This is a genomic window from Schleiferilactobacillus harbinensis (genome assembly GCF_008694105.1).
Taxonomy (GTDB): domain Bacteria; phylum Bacillota; class Bacilli; order Lactobacillales; family Lactobacillaceae; genus Schleiferilactobacillus; species Schleiferilactobacillus harbinensis.
On record NZ_CP041364.1, the window covers coordinates 218,039 to 237,943 of the forward strand.

The 19,905-nt window shown below is 53.5% G+C and carries 22 protein-coding genes; 12 read left to right on the forward strand and 10 right to left on the reverse strand.

Features of this window, described 5'->3' with window-relative positions:
- Positions 1-2: 2 nt before the first annotated feature.
- The 4 genes from FMM01_RS01125 to FMM01_RS01140 all read right to left on the reverse strand — a co-directional run bounded on the left by FMM01_RS01125 (position 3) and on the right by FMM01_RS01140 (position 2,648).
- The gene (locus tag FMM01_RS01125) at positions 3-203 is read right to left on the reverse strand and encodes a hypothetical protein (protein ID WP_150391464.1); all 201 of its coding nucleotides are present in this window, start codon (positions 201-203) and stop codon (positions 3-5) included.
- Positions 204-321: 118 nt separating this feature from the next.
- Positions 322-2,049 carry a phosphoenolpyruvate--protein phosphotransferase gene (gene ptsP, locus FMM01_RS01130; RefSeq protein ID WP_027827579.1) on the reverse strand — a complete coding sequence of 576 codons (1,728 nt, stop codon included), beginning with the start codon at positions 2,047-2,049 and terminating at the stop codon, positions 322-324.
- Positions 2,049-2,315 carry a phosphocarrier protein HPr gene (locus tag FMM01_RS01135; protein WP_027827578.1) on the reverse strand — a complete coding sequence of 89 codons (267 nt, stop codon included), beginning with the start codon at positions 2,313-2,315 and terminating at the stop codon, positions 2,049-2,051. The genes ptsP and FMM01_RS01135 overlap by 1 nt, the downstream gene beginning before the upstream one ends.
- Before the next feature lie 144 nt (positions 2,316-2,459).
- Positions 2,460-2,648, reverse strand: coding sequence for a hypothetical protein (locus tag FMM01_RS01140; protein ID WP_027827577.1), 189 nt, complete (start codon positions 2,646-2,648; stop codon positions 2,460-2,462).
- Between the two features lie 198 nt (positions 2,649-2,846).
- On the opposite strand from FMM01_RS01140, the gene FMM01_RS01145 reads away from it, so the two are divergent.
- The 4 genes from FMM01_RS01145 (at position 2,847) to FMM01_RS01160 (ending at position 7,439) form a co-directional block, all read left to right on the forward strand.
- Positions 2,847-5,069 (forward strand): ATP-dependent Clp protease ATP-binding subunit, encoded by a 2,223-nt coding sequence (locus FMM01_RS01145; protein WP_027827576.1) that lies wholly within the window; start codon positions 2,847-2,849, stop codon positions 5,067-5,069.
- Between the two features lie 227 nt (positions 5,070-5,296).
- Positions 5,297-5,596 (forward strand): DUF1827 family protein, encoded by a 300-nt coding sequence (locus tag FMM01_RS01150; protein WP_027827575.1) that lies wholly within the window; start codon positions 5,297-5,299, stop codon positions 5,594-5,596.
- 35 nt (positions 5,597-5,631) lie between these two features.
- A complete protein-coding gene (locus tag FMM01_RS01155; RefSeq protein ID WP_027827574.1) occupies positions 5,632-6,564 on the forward strand; it encodes a MucBP domain-containing protein in 933 nt (310 codons plus the stop codon).
- 140 nt (positions 6,565-6,704) lie between these two features.
- Complete coding sequence (locus FMM01_RS01160; protein WP_150391465.1) at positions 6,705-7,439, forward strand: helix-turn-helix domain-containing protein; 735 nt, start codon at positions 6,705-6,707, stop codon at positions 7,437-7,439.
- 78 nt (positions 7,440-7,517) lie between these two features.
- Here the strand turns inward: FMM01_RS01160 and tnpC are convergent, their stop codons facing one another.
- The 3 genes from tnpC to FMM01_RS01175 all read right to left on the reverse strand — a co-directional run bounded on the left by tnpC (position 7,518) and on the right by FMM01_RS01175 (position 9,701).
- Positions 7,518-9,074: an IS66 family transposase gene (tnpC, locus tag FMM01_RS01165; RefSeq protein ID WP_150391428.1), complete on the reverse strand. Its 1,557-nt coding sequence runs from the start codon at positions 9,072-9,074 to the stop codon at positions 7,518-7,520.
- Between the two features lie 98 nt (positions 9,075-9,172).
- Positions 9,173-9,532 (reverse strand): IS66 family insertion sequence element accessory protein TnpB, encoded by a 360-nt coding sequence (tnpB, locus tag FMM01_RS01170; RefSeq protein ID WP_150391429.1) that lies wholly within the window; start codon positions 9,530-9,532, stop codon positions 9,173-9,175.
- Positions 9,507-9,701: a hypothetical protein gene (locus FMM01_RS01175; RefSeq protein WP_027827606.1), complete on the reverse strand. Its 195-nt coding sequence runs from the start codon at positions 9,699-9,701 to the stop codon at positions 9,507-9,509. Before FMM01_RS01175 ends, tnpB begins: the two co-directional genes overlap by 26 nt.
- Before the next feature lie 66 nt (positions 9,702-9,767).
- On the opposite strand from FMM01_RS01175, the gene FMM01_RS01180 reads away from it, so the two are divergent.
- The 7 genes from FMM01_RS01180 (at position 9,768) to FMM01_RS01210 (ending at position 16,226) form a co-directional block, all read left to right on the forward strand.
- Positions 9,768-10,553 carry a hypothetical protein gene (locus FMM01_RS01180; RefSeq protein WP_150391466.1) on the forward strand — a complete coding sequence of 262 codons (786 nt, stop codon included), beginning with the start codon at positions 9,768-9,770 and terminating at the stop codon, positions 10,551-10,553.
- 72 nt (positions 10,554-10,625) lie between these two features.
- Complete coding sequence (locus tag FMM01_RS01185; RefSeq protein ID WP_150391467.1) at positions 10,626-11,330, forward strand: AzlC family ABC transporter permease; 705 nt, start codon at positions 10,626-10,628, stop codon at positions 11,328-11,330.
- The gene (locus FMM01_RS01190) at positions 11,323-11,649 is read left to right on the forward strand and encodes an AzlD domain-containing protein (RefSeq protein ID WP_150391468.1); all 327 of its coding nucleotides are present in this window, start codon (positions 11,323-11,325) and stop codon (positions 11,647-11,649) included. Before FMM01_RS01185 ends, FMM01_RS01190 begins: the two co-directional genes overlap by 8 nt.
- A 104-nt stretch (positions 11,650-11,753) precedes the next feature.
- On the forward strand, positions 11,754-12,224 hold the full coding sequence (locus FMM01_RS01195; RefSeq protein WP_051225092.1) for a CopY/TcrY family copper transport repressor: 471 nt from the start codon (positions 11,754-11,756) through the stop codon (positions 12,222-12,224).
- The gene (locus FMM01_RS01200; RefSeq protein WP_150391469.1) at positions 12,211-14,457 is read left to right on the forward strand and encodes a heavy metal translocating P-type ATPase; all 2,247 of its coding nucleotides are present in this window, start codon (positions 12,211-12,213) and stop codon (positions 14,455-14,457) included. Before FMM01_RS01195 ends, FMM01_RS01200 begins: the two co-directional genes overlap by 14 nt.
- 174 nt (positions 14,458-14,631) lie before the next feature.
- On the forward strand, positions 14,632-15,318 hold the full coding sequence (locus FMM01_RS01205; protein ID WP_150391470.1) for an ATP-binding cassette domain-containing protein: 687 nt from the start codon (positions 14,632-14,634) through the stop codon (positions 15,316-15,318).
- Positions 15,319-15,377: 59 nt separating this feature from the next.
- The gene (locus tag FMM01_RS01210; RefSeq protein WP_190973422.1) at positions 15,378-16,226 is read left to right on the forward strand and encodes a hypothetical protein; all 849 of its coding nucleotides are present in this window, start codon (positions 15,378-15,380) and stop codon (positions 16,224-16,226) included.
- 1,100 nt (positions 16,227-17,326) lie between these two features.
- Here the strand turns inward: FMM01_RS01210 and FMM01_RS16730 are convergent.
- Positions 17,327-17,428 carry a hypothetical protein gene (locus FMM01_RS16730; RefSeq protein ID WP_419555024.1) on the reverse strand — a complete coding sequence of 34 codons (102 nt, stop codon included), beginning with the start codon at positions 17,426-17,428 and terminating at the stop codon, positions 17,327-17,329.
- Between the two features lie 154 nt (positions 17,429-17,582).
- On the opposite strand from FMM01_RS16730, the gene lepB reads away from it, so the two are divergent.
- Positions 17,583-18,095, forward strand: a complete 513-nt coding sequence (gene lepB / locus FMM01_RS01220) for a signal peptidase I (protein ID WP_150393215.1) — start codon at positions 17,583-17,585, stop codon at positions 18,093-18,095.
- A 37-nt stretch (positions 18,096-18,132) separates the two neighbouring features.
- On the opposite strand, the gene FMM01_RS01225 is transcribed toward lepB, so the two are convergent.
- Positions 18,133-19,197 carry a sensor histidine kinase gene (locus FMM01_RS01225; RefSeq protein ID WP_150391473.1) on the reverse strand — a complete coding sequence of 355 codons (1,065 nt, stop codon included), beginning with the start codon at positions 19,195-19,197 and terminating at the stop codon, positions 18,133-18,135.
- Entirely contained in the window at positions 19,194-19,871 is a 678-nt protein-coding gene (locus FMM01_RS01230) for a response regulator transcription factor (protein WP_027827563.1), read from the reverse strand. The genes FMM01_RS01225 and FMM01_RS01230 overlap by 4 nt, the downstream gene beginning before the upstream one ends.
- Positions 19,872-19,905: the final 34 nt, after the last annotated feature.

The window sequence follows — 19,905 nt, forward strand, 5'->3', positions numbered from 1 at the left end:
TTTCAGTACCCGTCTGTATCTGATAGGGGTTTGAGCCGCTTTAAGCGTGCCATATCGTCGTGGCCGACGAATAGTTTCACTTCACCTGTTTGATCATCCACCTCGGCATAAACGGGTACTGTCTTGGAAAAGACGTCCTCACCGCTGATTGTTAGAGGAGCCAGCGTTCTGGCAGTCCGGGTCTGATAAATCTTTTTTGCCATTGCAAAACACTTCCTTTCTCCATTGGATTGTAGTCCAACTGACTGGGAAAAACGATAAAAAAACACCGAGTCGCTGCTTGTGCAGAACTCGGTGTTTTATTTAAGCTATGGACACAACTTACTCTTGCCCAGTTGCCTTCTTGACCATCTCGGCGACTTCCTCGTTGGAGGTCATCTCGTTGACTGCCTTGTCAGCTAACTTCTTCATATCCTTAGTGTCCAGCCGCTTCATCAAGCTGCGGACCTTGAGGATACTGGTGGCGGACATGGAATATTCATCCAAGCCCATCCCCAGCAAGAGGGGAACCATGATCGGGTCGCCAGCGGCTTCCCCACACATACCAGCCCATTTGCCTTCCTTGTGCGCAGACTCAATCGTATGCTTGACTAAGCGCAGGATGGACGGGTTATAAGGTTGATACAGGTAGGAAACGTGCTCGTTGCCCCGGTCAGCGGCCATGGAGTATTGAATCAGGTCGTTGGTACCGATGGAGAAGAAGTCGACTTCCTTGGCGAATTGATCGGCCAGAACAGCGGCAGCCGGGATTTCGATCATGATACCAGTTTGGATATCATCAGAAACCTTGGTGCCAGCGTCTTCCAACTTCTTCTTTTCTTCCAAGTAGATCTTCTTCGCCTGCCGGAATTCATCCAGCGTGGCGACCATCGGGAACATGATCCGCAGCTTGCCGAAGGCGGAAGCCCGCAGCAAAGCCCGCAATTGGGTGCGGAAGATGTCTTGGCGATCCAGAGAGATCCGGATGGCCCGGTAACCCAGGAACGGATTCATTTCGTGCGGTAACGGCATGTAAGGCAGGTGCTTGTCGCCGCCGATGTCCATGGTACGAACAACGACCGGCTTGCCCTTCATGTCTTCCAGTACGGACTTGTACGCTTCGAACTGGGCGTCTTCAGTGGGCATCTCGTCGGAGTCCATGTATAAGAACTCGGTCCGATACAACCCGACTGCTTCGCCGCCGTTGGCGTTCACGGCCGCCATATCCTTCGGCGTACCAATGTTGGCCCCAACAGTATATTGCTTGCCGTCAGCGGTGACAGAAGGCTGATCCTTCAGCTTCTCCCATTCCGCCTTTTGCGCGGCAAACTTCTCAGCGGCGTCCTTGTACTGGCTGATTTGATCAGCAGAAGGATCGATCACGATATCGCCAGTCAGACCATCAGCAATGACCATGTCATTGTCCTTGATGTCCTTCGTGACGGATTCTGCACCAACAATGGCGGGAATCTCAAGCGACCGGGCCATGATGGCCGAGTGGGCCGTCCGGCCGCCGATATCGGTGACGAATCCTTTAACGAATTTCTTGTTCAATTGCGCCGTATCACTGGGCGCCAGGTCGTGGGCCACAATGACGACTTCATGGTCGATCAATGCCGGGTTGGGCAGGGTGACACCCAGCAGGTGACTCATCACCCGCTTCGTGACATCCCGCACGTCGGCGGCACGTTCTTGCATGTACTTGTTGTCCGTCATGGCTTCGAAGGTGCTGATGAACTGATCCGATACAGCAGATAATGCCGCTTCTGCATTGATTTTATCGTCCTTGATTTTGGACTTGATTGCACCGATATAATCAGGATCGGCCAGGATCATCATGTGTGCTTCGAAGACTTGTGCCTCGTCTGCACCCAAAGTTTCCTTGGCCTTGTCCCGAATAATCTTTAATTCTGCAGTTGATTTATCAAGTGCATCTTGTAAGCGGCTAACCTCTGTATCAGGATCGCTGATCGTCTTCTTGTCGAACGACAGATCCGGCTCTACCAACAGGTAGGCGGGCGCGACGGCAATCCCGTCACTGGCGGCAATCCCTTTGAGGTGCTTACTCATTATTCAGCGAGTCCTTCCTTCTTCATCGTGTCGGCTACGGCAGTGATGGCATCCTTTTCATCCGCGCCTTCGGCAGAAATGGTCACATCAGCCCCTTGGCCAACGCCCAGGGACATAACGCCCATGATCGACTTCAGGTTCACTGACTTGCCCTTGTATTCCAAGTTGATGTCAGAGTCGTACTTGCTTGCTGTTTGGACCAGCAGCGTAGCGGGACGAGCGTGGATACCTGTGTCAGCAATGATGTGAAAATCGCGTTTTTCCATGATTCATATCTCCTTTTGATCAGTTAATTAACCACGTCAGGTGGTCGGGAAATGGCACGGCGAAAGCCCTACATTTCATCTTTCAGAGTACCATTTTTTCAGTAGTGATACAACCTTCAAGCCCCGTAAAAAGTACGATGGCTGTTAGTGTTTACCGCTTTCATGGAACTGGTAAACGATGGTGCCGCCGCGCTGGGCGGTGCCCACAATCTCGTTGCGCTGGGGAAAATCGGTCCAGACCTTTCGAAACGCGAAGAAGTTCTCCGGTTTAATGGTGATCTCGCTGATCTTCCCGGCCACCAGCTGTTGCAGCGCTTGTTGGTAGTCAGGCATGAGCCCCACAGCCTCCTTTCTGTTAGGAACATTGATCCGCTTCCTATTATACCCCCTCACAGCACAGTGCATTAAAAAGCCGCGAAAAATCGGCGATTTGCCCCAAGCGTTAGCACTTGCATCAAGAGAGTGCTAGTTGTATGATAATAAGCGTAGGTCGAAAGCAAGTTTCGGCCAGTGAAGAAAGGTGGCAAGCGTATGCTGTGTGACAACTGTCATAAGAATGAAGCCACGATCCATCTGTACACCAGCGTTAATGGCCAGCGCAAGGAAATCAATCTTTGCCAAGACTGCTATCAACTGCTGAAGAACCAGGCACAGAATGGCACTCGTGACGCCGGCCCGAATGATCCATTCGGGTTTAGCAGCTTAAACGATATTTTCCAAGCCATGAATCCAGCCGCCCAAAACCAAGCAAACGAGAACTTCCAACAACAGCGTCCCCAGACCCAAGCTGGTGGTCGAGGCGGGCGCGGCAACGGCGGTGGTCTGCTCGGACAATTCGGGGTTGACCTGACTGCCGAAGCCAAGAATGGCCAGATCGATCCAGTGATCGGCCGGGATAAGGAAATTGCCCGGGTGATTGAGATCCTCAATCGCCGGACCAAGAACAATCCTGTCCTGATTGGTGAGGCCGGGGTCGGTAAAACGGCCGTGGTGGAAGGCTTAGCTCAGAAGATCGTCGATGGCGATGTGCCCGCTAAGCTGCAAAACAAGCGCGTGATTCGCTTGGACGTTGTTTCTCTGGTGCAAGGCACCGGGATCCGCGGTCAATTCGAACAACGCATGACCCAGTTAATGGAAGAATTAAAGAAGAATAAAGACATCATCTTGTTCATCGACGAGATCCATGAGATCGTCGGGGCGGGCAACGCGGAAGGCGGTATGGACGCAGGTAACGTCTTGAAGCCAGCGTTGGCCCGGGGTGAACTGCAGCTGGTCGGCGCAACGACCAGTGACGAGTATCGGACGATCGAGAAGGATTCTGCTCTGGCTCGCCGGTTACAGCCCATCCAAGTGGATGAACCGAGTGTCAAGGAAACCATCAAGATCCTGCAGGGCATTCAGAAGCGGTACGAGGATTATCACCACGTGCACTACACCGCGGAGGCCATCAAGGCAGCTGCGGAGTTGAGCAGCCGGTATATCCAAGATCGGTTCCTGCCTGACAAGGCGATTGACTTGTTGGATGAGTCTGGTTCCCGCAAGAATTTGACTTTGACTGTTGTTGATCCCGAGACGATCCAAGAAAAGATCGACGCCGCGGAGAAAGAAAAGCAGGCCGCCCTCAAGCAGGAAGACTACGAGAAGGCTGCTTACTACCGTGACCAGATCGACAAGCTCGGGGATATGAAGAAGAAGGATACCATTGATCCCAAGAACGAGCCGACCGTGACCGAAAAGGACATGGAAAACATCGTTGAAGAGAAGACTGGTATCCCCGTCGGCCAGATCAAGGATCAGGAACAGCATCAGCTGGTCAACCTGGCCCCTGAATTGGAGAAACACATCATCGGTCAGAACAAGGCCGTGGAAGATGTGGCCCGCGCCATTCGGCGCAACCGGGTCGGCTTCAACAAGTCCGGCCGGCCGATCGGTTCCTTCCTGTTCGTTGGCCCCACTGGGGTCGGCAAGACGGAATTGGCCAAGCAATTGGCTAAGCAGCTCTTCGGTTCCGAGGATTCGATGATTCGCTTTGACATGAGTGAGTACATGGAGAAGTTCAGCGTCTCCAAGCTGATCGGTTCGCCTCCGGGTTATGTCGGCTACGAAGAGGCTGGTCAGTTGACTGAGCAGGTACGGCGTCATCCGTACAGCTTGATCCTGCTGGATGAAATCGAAAAGGCGCACCCGGACGTGATGCACATGTTCCTGCAGATCTTGGATGACGGCCGGTTGACCGACAGCCAAGGCCGCACGGTCAGCTTCAAGGACACCATCATCATCATGACGTCCAATGCCGGCCAAGCAAACCAAGAAGCCAATGTTGGTTTCGCGGCAGAAGCATCGGGCAAGACACATTCTGTCCTGGGCTCTTTGAAAGATTACTTCCAACCGGAATTCCTGAATCGGTTCGATGGCATCATCGAGTTCAACTCCTTGACTAAGGATAATCTGATGAAGATCGTATCCTTGATGATTGCAGATACCAACAGTATGATTGCGGATCAAGGGTTGCACATCCATGTCACTGAACCTGTGAAGGAAAGACTAGTGGATCTGGGCTATGATCCGTCCATGGGCGCGCGGCCGTTACGCCGGGTGATCCAGGAACAGATCGAAGACCGGGTTGCTGACTACTATCTGGCCCATCCGGATGTTAAGGAATTGGAAGCGCGGATGAGTGACGGCGAAATCACCATCAGCGGCGACAGTCCTGCAGCAGCCGTGGATGCCAAAGCGGATTCTGCTAAAAAGTAATTAATGTAATTGAAGTACCTTGATAAAACGACCATCTCCGGCCCAATCGCTGGAGATGGCCGTTTTGTTCTCTTCCGGCGGTATTTGGTGTAACATGATGAGTATCACGACCGCTTGGGGGAAACGCACGAAAACCACGGTGTTTTCGTGTTTCTTGGTTTCCCCGTGCGCGTTTTTCTTCTATAATAGATTTGTGAACGGAGTTTCTTGGATAGGGGTGGAAAAGCATGCGTCTCATTGATATCACCAATAGTTATTCCCATCTGGTAGCGCAACAGTTATCAGCGACCGATGCCCAATTCGTGAAGGTATACTCACTGGGGCCGACGACGGTCGTATATACCCAGGCGCCGGCACATCAGGAAATATTGCTGACGAATGAGCGGCGCAATATTTTGGACGCCGAAATCGATTATGTCTTAGATAAATTGTGCAAGGCGAAGCAGAACGAAGTTGATCTGGTCCGTGGTCATCATTTGGCGGAAGTATCGATTCCCATGGATATGCGCCGAACAGAAATCAGTTAGGTGTTATTCTGGTAATGAGCGGAGGGGACACAGCGGTGACAGAAGTCGATCATCCTGAACGGATACCGGCACGCCGGGAGTCGCCGTTGAACGTGGCACCGGTGCGGATTATTGTACGTTATTTATCGGTACTAGGCGACCGCTTGTTAAAAGATACCCAGGTTTCTGGCCCGGCCCATAGCCATCTTGATTTACCCTGGCGGGTGATTCAGGGATACAAACTGATTCGGGTGGAAAATTACTCGGAAATTTTCCAACCAGTACCGGACGGGATCCGCATGATTTATACGGCCCAGCAGGCGGCACCGGTGGTGGTGTACCACAAAAACGCCGAGGGCAACTTGCTGGTCCCGCCCCAGTACGTGTCCGGCGATTTGAATGCGCCGTATCATTTGACACCGCTGCCGGGCAATCCGTTTCCGATCATCAAAACACCCGACGCGAGTGCCGGGGTGTTTACCACCAAAAGCAAAGTTGCCCAGTATGTTTATGACACGCTGCAGCTCATGCGGCTGCCGGTGGACAAACAATTGCTGATGAAGATGGATATGGCGGTGTACCCGTTTGCCGATCCGCTGGCGCCGAAGCCTCTGGCGGCGGCGCTGCCCGCCGGGTCGACTTGGCCGGTGTATCGGGCGGTGGTCGATCGGATCAGCCGCACCCAGTGGTACGATTTGGGCGGCGGTATTTGGGTCAAACGCTCAGAGCGGATGACGCTGCTAGGCCGGCCGATTTTAACTACGCCGCCGCAGTTGACCGCTTTTGCCCACCGGGCAGAGGTCGTCAGCCATACGGCGCAGCAGGTGCCGGTCTTCGATTTCCCGCACTTCGGGCAGGCCGCGAACACTGTGGCCTCGGGCAGTATCGTGACGACCACCGGTATTTTAGCCGATGATCAGGGCCGCCAGTGGGTTCAATTGGATACGCGGTGTTTTATCTCCCGCTGGGATCTGCTGTTACTGGATTAAGAATTTCCCTGCTGTCTATGACAGTGGGGATTTTTTTTCGTCTTGGGGCAAATATTTTATTCCTTTTTTCTCGGCTATTATGTTATCCTTATGGTAATGATAAGACATAGAATGTTTGCTTGAGAAAAGAGGTTATCATCATGCCTAATGTCGCTGATTTATTCCTGGATAAGACCGCCAATGACAAGCTGCACTTGTATACGGCGGTGCGGCAGGCGTCCCCGGGAGTCTACACCGTCCGGGCACTGGATGCTGAATATGGCGATTACGGCGTCACCCGGCTGCGGTCCCTGGTACACCTGATCAGTACCGACCTGGCTACTGTGGAGCCGAATATGTCGGCTTTCGTTGATGCTAATGGCGACGTGGCAGTCGATGACCGGCTGCCGGCGGCGGAGGTGTATTTCCAATATTTGATCAGTGACAGTCTGGCGATGCAGGCGATGGCGTATATGCTGCATCACCCGGCGGGCACGATCGAAGAGTTCAGCCAATCGGTGTACCTGTCCACGATGACGGTCATTCGCCGCTTGAAGCCGCTGGTGGATTATTTGAATGAACAGTACGGTATTCGGATCAACGTACGCCAGCTGACGTTTGTCGGCAGCGAGCCTTTGGTCCGGTACATGATTTTTAACTTATTAGTGGATGTGGGGCTGTGTTCCGCTAAGGACTATGCCGTGCGCTACCCGGAACTGCTGCCGGTGGTAGACCGTCTGGGCCATTACTTCAATGCTAATGCCGGTCCAATCGTGATCAAGGAACGGCTGCTGGTCGTGTTGGGCGTAGGACTGGAGCGGGCTCGGCACGGCTTTGCCGTCGAGGATACGACGATCCCGGACTTGTGGTTCCGTCTGCCGGAAAAACAAATGTAAGCGGTCGTTGAAATAGGTGTGAAGACAAAAATGGTGCAATCCTCTATCATGAAGATTGCACCATTGCTTTACCCGCTGTTATTCGTGACAGAACGCCTGCACCTTCGGCGCCCACGGCAAATAGTCCTGCAAGGCGACCATGTCGCCGGGAGCCGGCAAATTAGGCACTGTGTCGAATAGATAGTTGAAATATTTACTCGGATCGAGGTGATTAGCCCGTGCTGTCGTGAGCAGACTAAGAATGACCCCCGCAGCCGTCGCGCCGCGTTTGCTCTGCGAAAACAGCCAATTTTTACGACCGATGACCAGTTCTTTGACGGCGCGTTCGGCCCGGTTGTTCGATAGTTCAAGTCGGCCGTCCAACAGGACTGCCCGCAAGCCAGCCTCATGCTTCAACGCATAGGTGATGGCTTTGCCCACCTTGGATTTTGGCAGATAGCTGCCGTCCAACGAGACCAGCCAAGCGAAGAACGCATCCATGACAGGTTTGAGTCGTTGTTCGCGCTGGGTTTGACGTTCATCAGCCGACAAGTCTTGCCATTTCTTTTCCCATTGGAAGAGATCATTGCAATACTGGCGGCCCGTTGGGGCCAGCCCCTTGTCTCCGGCGGTCACGGCTTCGTCAAACTTACGACGCACGTGAGCCCAGCAGAAGACATTGGTGACCCCAAGCAAATTAGGGTAAACGGCGTAGGCATCACTTTGCAGGTAGCCTTCGTAGCCGGCCAGGAACCGGGCAGCTTCCTCGTAACCGCGGCTATTACCGTGCTCATACATGACGATCTGGTGGGCGCTGTGCTTGCTGGACGTGTAGACCCAGTAATAGGTCTGCGCCTTCTTTAGATCCAACACCCGGTAGGGCGTTTCGTCCGCATGGATAACGTCTTGAGTCAGCAGATCTCGGTGCATCAGCTTGTATAGGGACTCCAGGTAGCCTTCTGACGCCTTGATGTGCCAGTTGGCAATTGATTGCCGGGTGAAATCGACCCCGCGACTGTGCCACAAGCGTTCTTGCCGGTTGTCCGGAATCTTGTAGGCAAACTTAGCCATGATGGATTCGGTCAAGACGCTTGAAGAAGCTGGACTATGCGGTATGGCTGGGCGAGGCACATCGGACTTCTTAAGGAACTGGTTGCCGCGCTGATTCAAGCAGCCGTTAGGACACGCGTAGGTGTGCCGATAGACGATTGTGTGCAGGAGCTGTGCCGGAATCAAGGTTGCTTCTTCGCGTACTTTCGACCGGCCGATATCCTGCATCTCTTCACCACAGACCGGGCACTTGCGCTCCTCACCTTCGAGCAGGCAATCCTGCTCGTCCAGCGGCAGCTTGTTCAAGTCGGTGCTCTTGGTCCGTGTCGCTTTCTTGAGCTTCTTCTTGGCGACCTTGCGGTCATCACCGGTGAGCTTGTCGATGATGCTTTGTTCTTCACCGGTGATGATGTGCTCATTGAACAGGTTCGTCTGGCCATGCGGCAGGTTATCGCTTGATTCCCGGCGCCGACCGAACAACATGCGCTTCAAGACGGCGATCTGTTCCCGGAGGTCCTGATTTTCATTTATCGAATTCTGCAGTGCGGTGCGTAATTGTTCTGGCGAAGCGTCCACCAATCGCACTGCATCTTTTGTGTCTACCAATCGGTGTTCCTCCAATAAATATAATAAATGGATTATATCATGTTTTATACGGCGAAGGAAAGAGGAGATGCTAATAAATCATGGCTTCTCCTCCTCAATTAGTTGGTATATCCTGGCTTGAAATCATGAATGGTACTCCGTTCTTGAATACTTAGACCAGTAATCAATCGCTTCAGCTGGTAATGACTGAGATGCTGCACCTCAGAGCGCGTTCGCGGCCACTGCAGGTGGCCGTTCTCGTACCGTTTGTAGTAAAGAACAAACCCACTGCGGTCCCAGTACAGAGCCTTGAACCGATCGCGCTGACTGCCGCAGAATAAGAACAGCGAGTGATCATAAGGCACTTCGTCTTCGCCGTACAGCTCCCGCAAGGAAGCGGCCAAACCGTCGATTCCTTTGCGCAGGTCCGTTTTTCCGCAAATGATATAGATGTTAAGCTCTTGGATATTGGGGAACATTGCCTGTCAACTCCTGGAGCACCACGTGCAGAATTGCCCGGTCAACACCGGTGTAAAACACGACCTCGGCGTCCTTGAGCTTCACTCGTGCCGCAACCTGCGGTTTGACCAGCGGCTTCGGCGACCGGTCGGTCACCTGGATCGGCACGATATCTTTGATTTGAACCATGAAAGGCCTCCTTGTTTACTTGATAAACCAAGTTTACAAGGAGGCCTGCACCGGGTCACGATACCTATGTCAACGACCGCTTACAAACAAATGATCGCGGATGTTTTTGCTGCCCGGCATATCCCTAATATTGAAGCGGAAGTGGCTTTTGCGGGGTTCGCGCTGTTTTCCGGTCCTGTGGTGCTGGCCACCAGTGACCGCATCCATTCCTTGGTTTGTGCCCGGCTGGCTCAGGAAGCGGATCCGTGGGCCAAGTTAACGGACGAATTGGCGGAAACGCTGGCCAACAAGATGGGCGGGGAACCGACCCATGAGCGCTGGACGGTATTGCTGGCGAATACGTATTTGATGCTGATTCCCATCTTTTATTTCCAGCAGCCCTTACCGGTGCTGTTCCCGCTGATTCGGATGCAGCTGACCCCGAATAACCGCCACTACCAAGAACTGCGCCGGTCGATTCGGGCCTTTTGGGAAAAGGTGGCGCGGCGCAAGGACTGCTACTGGCTGCACCACACGGTTGACCAGCTGACGAATCTGTTGACCTATTTGTTCTGGCCGGCTTATCGGGCCCATTACACGACCCATCATCTCCGGGTCAGTTTACGGATGGGGCTGAGTTACCACTTGCAGCAGCCGGTGCGGAATTTACTGGAACACATTCCGCTGGTGGATATGATCCCGTATAACCCGGCCGATCCGCCGGATTTATTGATCGTGTCCGCGCCGCGATACGTGCCCAAGGACTGGCATGGCCATGTGTATCATTTCGGCCTGGCCTCCGCGTCCAGCGATACCCAGCAGCTGCAGGAATTGATCAATCAGGCCTACGGGGAGAAAAATGCAGTAGACTAATTTAATGGAAACTGCCTTGCTTTGCCGGCGGATTTTGCTACACTAGGGAAAAAGCAGGGAGCAGGTGGTTCGGTGGATGATGAACTCACGTGGCGCAGCGGGTTTAAGGATGTGCTGCCCACGGTTTTTGGTTACATAGGAATCGGTCTGGCCTTCGGGATCATTGCGAAGACCAGCCGTTTTTCTGTTTTGGCAGCGGTGCTCATGTCGCTCATCGTGTACGGCGGCTCCGCCCAATTTGTGATGGTCAGTATGCTCGCTGTGCACAGTCCGCTGGGGGCGGTGGTCTTGTCCTCAGCGCTGATCAATGCACGGATGGGCTTGATGAGTATGACCGTGGCGCCATTATTACAGCGGGAAAGTTTATTCCAGAACATCACCGCGGGGTCATTGCTGACGGATGAGACCTTTGCGCTGACGATGAATAAGCTGAACCATACTGGCCGCACCCTGCACAGCAGCTGGCTGCACGCGGCGAATCTGGCGGCCTATTTAGTTTGGGCGCTGGCGACGCTGGTCGGTGCCATGGCCGGCCAGCTGATTCCGGACCCGGATATTCTCGGACTGGATTTTGCCGTGGTGGCGATGTTCATTGGTCTATTGTATTTGCAGGTGATCACGGACCGGACCCACCCGCTGGTGAAACAGGTCGATATCGCCGTATTTGTGGCGGCGCTGATGGTCATTTTGATGCGCTTCATGGCCGGCAACTTGGCGATTTTAGCGGCCACCGTACTCGGCTGTCTGTTTGGAATGGCGGTGAGCCGGCATGACTGAGTATGTTTTAGCAGCCATTATTTTAAGCGGCCTGGCGACCTGGCTGATTCGCGTGGTGCCATTCATTTTGGTCAAACGGTTTACGCTGCCGGCCTGGCTGGTGGAATTTTTAAGCTTTGTTCCCGTGGCGATATTGACGGCAATTTATGTGGAAAGCCTGCTCACGTATCGGCCGGGGCAGTGGCCGGGGGTGAACGCCGCCAATTTATTAGCGTCGCTGCCCACCTTTTTGGCGGCCATTATTTCGAAAAATCTGCTGGTGATCGTTATTGTTGGAATCGCGTCGATGGCGGTGATTCGGCTGCTGGGCTGGGCATAAACTTTTTTTGAAGCGCGGGGTCTGCCTCTTGCATTTTTAAGTTTACAGTTGTAAACTAATTGGTGTTGAGAGTTTACATTTGTAACCAAGGAAGGAAGAAACCCATGATTGACGAACAACAAGTCGCGATTACTGATTCTGAATGGGAATTAATGCGGGCGGTCTGGACCTTGAAACGCGTGTCCAGCCGGCAATTGATCACCATTATGGAAGAAGAACGGCAGTGGGCGGATTCTACGACGAAGACGCTGCTCCGCCGCCTGATCAAGAAGGGCGCTATTACCCCAGTGGGCGATGCCCGGCCCTATGATTACGTCCCGGCGGTGCAGGAGCAAGCGTCCATGGATGCCGCCGCGGTGCGGCTGTTTGACCAGATGTGTGCCATGCGCGCCGGCAGCGCGGTGGCGGCGGTGATCAACAGTCGCGAATTGTCCCAGGCGGATATTGCCCAGCTGCAGCAGATTTTACAAGAAAAAGCGAAAACCGCGCCGCAGATGGTGGCCTGTAATTGTCTGCCGGCGGGGATGGGCGAGAATTGTATGAGTGAAGGAGACGATGTTGATGGCCAACGATGACAAGATGACGCATAAGGATCATGACATGTCTGGGATGGATCACTCGCAAATGACGCACCAAGAGATGGACCACAGTAAGATGGACCACGCGCACATGAGTCATGATGAGATGGCGAAGATGGATCATCACGGTATGGCGCACAGCAAGATGACTCATGAGACGGCCGGCATGGATCATAGCCAGATGTCCGGCATGGACCACAGCCATATGGATCACGGCGATATGGACATGGGCGGCCACGACATGATGATGCACGGCGGCCAAATGATGCATATGGGCAACCTGAAGCAGAAGTTTTGGGTCTCGGTGGTATTGTCCCTGCCGGTGCTGCTGCTGGCACCGATCATGGGTTTGAACCGACCAGTTTTTAATTTCAATTCCATCATCCAAGATTGGGTCGTCGTCTTGTTTGACACGATCATCTTCTTCTATGGCGGGAAAGTCTTCCTGCAAGGGGCGAAGGCCGAATTGCAGAGCAAGGAACCGGCCATGATGACCTTGATCGCCATGGGTATCACCGTGTCTTATGTATACAGCCTCTATGCCTTCATCGCCAACAACTTCCTGCATCCCCAGACCATGGTCATGGATTTCTCGTTTGAACTGGCGACCTTGATCCTGATCATGCTGCTGGGTCATTGGATCGAAATGAACGCGGTGATGGGCGCTGGCGACGCGCTGCAGAAGATGGCGGCCTTGCTGCCGAAGACGGCGCACCGGGTGACGGCGGACGGTCGGACCGAGGACGTGCCGGTCAGCCAGCTGCAAGTCGGCGAGTCCTTCCAAGTTCGGGCCGGCGAGAGTATTCCGGCCGACGGGACGATCACGGCTGGCACATCCACGGTGAATGAATCCCTGGTTACCGGGGAATCCGCCGCCGTCGCGAAAAAGAGCGGCGACAAGGTGATCGGCGGGGCGACCAACAACGATGGCACCCTAACCGTCGCCATCACGGGAACCGGCCAATCTGGCTACCTGGCGCAAGTCATGCAGCTGGTGCAAAGTGCTCAGCAGGCCAAGTCCAATGCCGAAAGCAAAGCGGACACTGTGGCCAAGTACCTGTTCTATGCGGCTTTGTCCGTGGGCATTATTGCCTTCTTCGCTTGGCTGCCCCAGGGGCTGGACACTGCCTTTGCGCGGATGGTCACTGTCTTCATCATTGCCTGCCCCCATGCCTTAGGGTTAGCCATCCCGCTGGTCGTGGCGCGGTCAACGGCGATCGGGGCCCAAAACGGACTGCTGATCCGCAACCGGCAAGCGATTGAGGCCAGCACCCAGATCAGTCATGTGCTGCTGGATAAGACCGGCACCTTGACGGAGGGCAAGTTCACTGTGAACGCGCTGGTCCCGGCGGGTGATACCGATAAAGATACGTTGTTGCGCCGGTTAGCGGCTCTTGAAAGCAACTCGACCCACCCGTTGGCCCAAGCCATCCTATCGGCGGCGAAAGCGGCCAAGGTCGATTTCACACCGGCCAAGAATACGCAGAACCTGCCCGGGGTGGGGATTAAGGGAACAATTGACGGCACTGAATACACCATCGTCAATGCCAAGTACTTAACGGCTCGGCACATCGCCTTTGATGAACAGGTCTCTGACGAGTGGGCCGGCAAGGGCAACTCTGTCAGCTTCCTGCTCCAGGGCGAAACCGTCCAAGGGCTGGTGGCTGAGGGGGATACGATCAAAGCCGGCGCCAAGCACTTGATTACTGGTTTGCAAAAGCGGGGTATTACCCCGGTGATGCTCACCGGCGATAACCCCAAGGCGGCGGCCCACGTAGCCAACCTGTTGGGGCTGACCGAGTTTCATGGCGGTCTGCTGCCGGATGACAAGCAGAAAATGGTCGGCCAGTATCAAGCCGACGGCCACCACGTGATCATGGTCGGCGACGGCGTTAACGATGCGCCCAGTCTGGCCAAGGCGGATATCGGCATCGCCATTGGGGCGGGGACCGATGTGGCAATCGACTCCGCCGATGTTGTGCTGGTAAAATCCGATCCCCAGGATATTCTTCACTTCTTGGATCTGGCCCGGATCACCAACCGGAAGATGGTCCAGAACCTCTGGTGGGGCGCTGGCTACAACATTCTGGCAATTCCGCTGGCAGCGGGGATCCTGGCCTTTGCCGGGATCATCCTTGATCCGGCAGTCGGCGCGATTCTGATGTCCCTGTCCACCGTCATCGTGGCGTTGAACGCCATGGGGTTGACGGCGGCGAAGATCAAAGAATAGATTGACCGGGTAAGCCAAGCGGCACCGTACAGATCAAATTCTGCGCGGTGCCGTTTTTGTGTAGCTTTTGGCAATTTCCTAAATTAATATCATCGTTTTCCTATCGTTTCTCATCGTTTGGCGGTACAATTCCATTAAGCAGTGTAATCGGATGCAAAGGGGAGGCAAACGACAATGATTCTCGATATTAATGGGCTGTCCTTTGGTTGGCGCAAACAACCCGTGTTCAATCAAGCTAATTTGCAATTAAAGGAACCCGGCCTTTATGGCTTAGTGGCACCCAATGGTTCCGGCAAGTCCACCTTGCTGAATCTCATCACTAATTTGCTGAAACCACAGAGTGGGACGATCAAAATCATGGATGCACCCAATTCGACCCGCCAGGTTTTTGAACAAGTGGCTTTCTTACAGGACAATTCGGTATTGTACCCATATCTAACAGGCCGGGAGCATCTGATTTTTGTCGCCCAGATGCATCAGCTGCCGATTCAAGCCATCCAGCCGATTGCTGACGAACTGGAAATGACTGATTATTTGGACCGGAAGACGCAGAAGTATTCGCTGGGGATGAAACAGCGCTTGCTGCTGGCCATGGCGCTCTTGGTGAAGCGGCCGCTGATGCTGCTGGATGAACCGTTGAACGGATTGGATCCGACGAGTTTGCAGATCGTTCGCGAGGCCTTGATTAGTACAAAGGAAGCCGGTCAGACAGCGCTGATTTCGTCACATAATCTGGATGAGCTGATGCGGGTCACCAACAATATTTTCTTTATCGTGAATCAGCATATTGAGTTCTTCCACTTGGAAGCCGGCGAGACGGCGGAGACTCGTTACAATGAGTTGTATGGGCACGTGCGATGAAGCATGTCTTATGGTTTGAGAGTCGGCGGCTGTATCACAGCTGGATGCTGAGCGGACTGGTGATGCTCACGATGGTGATGACAGGTATCTTTTTTTGGTTCACGCAAGTTGAAGTTAATCAATATCGGGTCCAGTTACAACAAGAATTAATCCAGCAGGATACGCGTTGGGGACAGGCCATCAATACATTGCGCTCACTGATCAAGGACAGCGATGACCAGGCGCAGAAAAAACAAATGCAAGACCAATTGCGTACCGTAATAGCAGCTGACGATGGCATTGCTGCTCAAATTGATGCGCTTAAAAAGCGGCAAAGCCCAGCGTTTCTGGCCGGTGGTTTGCGAGCGGCCCGCTATGGTATTGAAGCCAACCAAAATGCACCTGCCTATGCGGTAGGGGGGAGTACGCAGCAACTGCAGCTTCAAGAGAAACAGTATCGTGCATTGACTAAGGCCCGCCAAGCATTTGAGAATCCAGACGAAACTTTGCAGGTGCCTGGATTGCTCGTTAATTGGCAGAAATTGTTGGCCTCACCCGCGACGTTGGTTTTGGTTGTTTTGATTTTATCAACGCTTTGGGTGATCGCTGTTTTTACGCCCAACCAACAGTGGATGCAGCTGAATGTCCAACCCGGCTGGTATTGGCTCGTTGCTAATTGGCTTCTGATGAGCGGATTATGGGCAGGCATGCTGCTGCTGGCCAATGGGATGATGTATTTACTGGGCCAATTGTGGGGCCAACCGTTGTTGAGCGGCCGCATGTCATGGCATGCCGTGCGAACCGGCACCCAAGTCACGAATATTCAGGCATGGCTTGCTGCGCTGGCGCAGGGATGGTTATTTTTTGTTGGCGGATATGGCATGTGGCTCATCTTTACTCAGCAAGTTCAACGATGGAGGCGATGGTAATGTGGCCGGTCTGGCGTTTTGAAATCAAAAAAAGGAATCGCCGGTGGCCAGTTTGGCTGTTGATCGGCGTGCTTACTGCAGTACTGGCTGGCGGCTTTGTCAGATTACAACAGCAGCGCAGTCAGTATGTGCAGACTTATCGTACGCAATTGGAAAAGCTGAGTCATTCAGCAGTTTACACTCTGGGCCAGGAATTAACAGCCTTTAAGCAATCGCCGGCGGCTTATAGTCATTGGTTCTATGAATCGTTGCGTGTGCGATCTGGGGAAAAACAGGGAACAAAGGCCATCTCCGGTGTAGGCTGGCGAATCCCAAACGGTGATGAACTCAAGGGAATGCAGTTGTTGTCATCAACATTCCTGACGATCAAGGCTTATCAATTGATGCAGAAACGGCATATTACCCCCATGCGTCCGGATAGTCTGATCCTCAGTGCAGACGATTTGGGAACAGTCTCACCAGATACGGTCAAGTTTTTACGCCGGAATAATCAGTTCTTTTATGAAAAGGCCTGGTATTATATTTGGGATTTAGTGCAACAAAATGTCGTGTTTTTACTACTCGCGGTGGGGTTGATCGTGACAGGACGGCAGTGGGCAAAAGAGGTGGCAAATTGCAACGTCCATAGTAATTGGTTGAGATTACAAGGGGCAGCCTTCAGCAAGCAGTTACTCGTCGAATTTGGCGTGATTGGGTATACACTCGGTCAGATCGTTTTTATCCCCATCGTGTTGATGGGCATCATTATTGGCATCATCCAGGGCTTTGGCGCACTAGATTATCCGGTCGTTGCTTTTGGTGATACCGGCCTAGGCTTTGGCCCACTGTTCATCGAGCTGGGCCAATACCTCGGGCAAGCATTATTGTTAAGTATCGGCTTAATTCTATTTTTGACGGCAGTCAATTTAGTGCTTGCTGATTGGCTTCGTAATTCCTGGGTGGTTACTGCGTTGCAGCTGATTCTTTTAGCAGTGGCTTGGATCGCTCCGCCGATGCGCTATTCACCATTGACTTATTTCAAATTAGACCCAGTCATTACGGGTACTTTAGCCAAGCAAATGGATAATGCACAGTACACGACTGGGCTTGGCTTGGGCGTATTAATTGGCAGCAGCGCCATCTTGATTGCCTTGATGGTCGTCAGCCGACTGATACAGGGGTGGTTGACTCAGCGTCCGGCAATGGCCGTCGCCCAGTAACACATTTCCCCCACTTGTTGGGGTCGAATAAGGTACAATGGAAATATATCTTATTTGAGGTGGCAAAATCGTGAAAGAACCGAGCAGTCGCAAAGAGGTTAAGGCCCAAGAAAATCAGGAAGAGAGCTGGGGCAAATGGTGGCTCCAGACCTTCGCCATGGCGCTGGTGTTTGTGGGAATCGTGACCCTGCTGTTCACCTTCGTTCTGGCCAATGACCAAGTCTCCGGACCATCGATGCAGCCGACGTTTGAGGGCAATGACCGGGTGATCGCCCTGCGCCACGGGCACGTAGACCGCAACGACGTCGTCATCTTGAACGCGCCGGATGAACCGGGCGCGCTGTACATCAAGCGGGTGATCGGGCTGCCGGGAGAGACCGTGGAATCAAAAAATGATGTCATGTACATTAATGGCAAAAAAATCGCCCAGCCCTATCTCAAAAATTCCCTGATGAAGGGCGACGAGGCTCGGGGTGATCTGTACACCGACGACTTCACCTTGCAATCTAAGGGGTTAGGCAAAAAGGTGCCGGCGGATTCCTACTTCGTCATGGGGGATCACCGGGACGATTCCAAGGACAGCCGGATGTTCGGTTATGTCAAACGCAGCGCCATTGTCGGCGTCGTCAAGTTCCGGTATTGGCCATTGAATCGGTTGAAGGGCTTCTAACCCAAGCAAATAGCGTCCAGCCATTGCGGTCTGGACGCTATTTCTTTAACTTGGGTGCTTGGACTGTGGCCTGGTCGTCGCCGTAATAGCTGAGAAACGGGAACGTGATTTTGACGGTAGTGCCTTGGCCCGGAGTGGAAGTGACGGTCAGTTCGTGACCTAACCGCTCGGCCATCGTGTGGGCGAGATAGAGACCCAGACCAGTGGCTTGGGAGTTGACTTGGCGGCCGTTTTGGCCGGTGAAGCCCTTTTGAAAGATCCGGGGCAAATCGGCGGGGTCGATTCCCACGCCAGTATCAGCGATGGCCAGCCAGGTGGCTGTCTTATCCTGCCCGGCGGTAATCGTGATCTTGCCGCCGGCCGGGGTGTACTGAACGCTGTTGGCGAGAATCTGGTTGATGATGAAAAGCAGCCATTTATCATCGGTGAGCACTTGGTAGTCCTCGTCAAACACCGAAAGTTGGAAGTGCTTGCTGAAGAAGCCGTTCATTTGGCTGCGCAGCGCGGTGGCGACGATTTCCCGCAGATTGTGGTCCCGCAGCAGGTAGTCATTGGCAAAACTGCTCAGCCGGGAATAATACAGCACTTCTTCCACGTAGTGATTGACCCGCTCCAGCTGGGTGGTCACGTCGTCATAGGTTTCTTCATCAACTTGGCCGGCCAAGTGATCGCTGGTCAGCTGCAGCCCAGCCAGGGGCACCTTAATATCGTGGACCCAGCGGGTGATGAAGGCCAGCTGGTCTTCCTGTTGCTGCAGCAGCTGGTCCGTGGCTTCGCGATGCAGCTGCAAGATACGGTTCACGTAATCTTGGGTATACTGCTGGGCTTCGTTTTGGGCGCCAGTCAGCGGCCAATTCAAAGCATCGGAGCCGGCGTCTTCCCGCTGCTGAATGCCGCGATACCAACGGGCACGGTAGAAATAAACGCCGACCATGAAAATAAAAAAGAAGACGGTCAGCAGAATGTCCAGATAGACTAAGGTCGGCCAGGACAGCAGCCGCTGGCCGGGGGCTAACCATAATAACAGATCGGCGACCAGCAGGCCGGCGATCCAGAATAGGATGTGGGGCAGATGGTCCTGCAGGTATTTGCGAACGTTCACGGAATCAGATACCCTTTCCCGACCTTGGTTTGGATCAAGGTCGCTAAGCCGGCATCACTGAGTTTCTTGCGGAGTCGATTGATATTCACGGTCAGGGTGTTGTCATCCACGAAGCGTTCGTCTTCCCACATGGCGCGGAGCAGACTGGCGCGGGGGACGAGTTGACCGTGCCGACGAAGGAGATATTGCAATAATTTATACTCGTTTTTGGTTAAATCGACATTAGCACCGTTAACTTGTACGGATGAATCCTCCAAATTCAATACGACCCCGCCATATTCCAAAGTCTTAGTGCTTTGGTTGCTATAATGATAAGTGCGGCGCAGCAGCGCATTGATTTTGGCCAGCAGCACCGATGCCGAGAAGGGTTTCTCCACGTAATCGTCCGCGCCGCTGTTCATGGCGGTGATCATGTCCATATTGCTGTTGCGGGATGAAATGAAGATCACTGGGACTTGGGAGTGGCTGCGGATTTGGCTGTTCCAATAGAAACCGTCGTGGCCGCCGGGGAGATTGATGTCCATCAAGACCAGATCCGGCTGTTGACTGACAAAGGCCGCCAGTACATCGCTGAAGTCCGTGACGAGCAAGGGCTGCCAGCCGGCTTCCGTAACCGCCTGGGCAATGTGCCGACTGACGGTGGGGTCGTCTTCCACAATGAGAATTTTGAACACGGATGTTGCCTCCTTCTGTATACTGGTATTATCG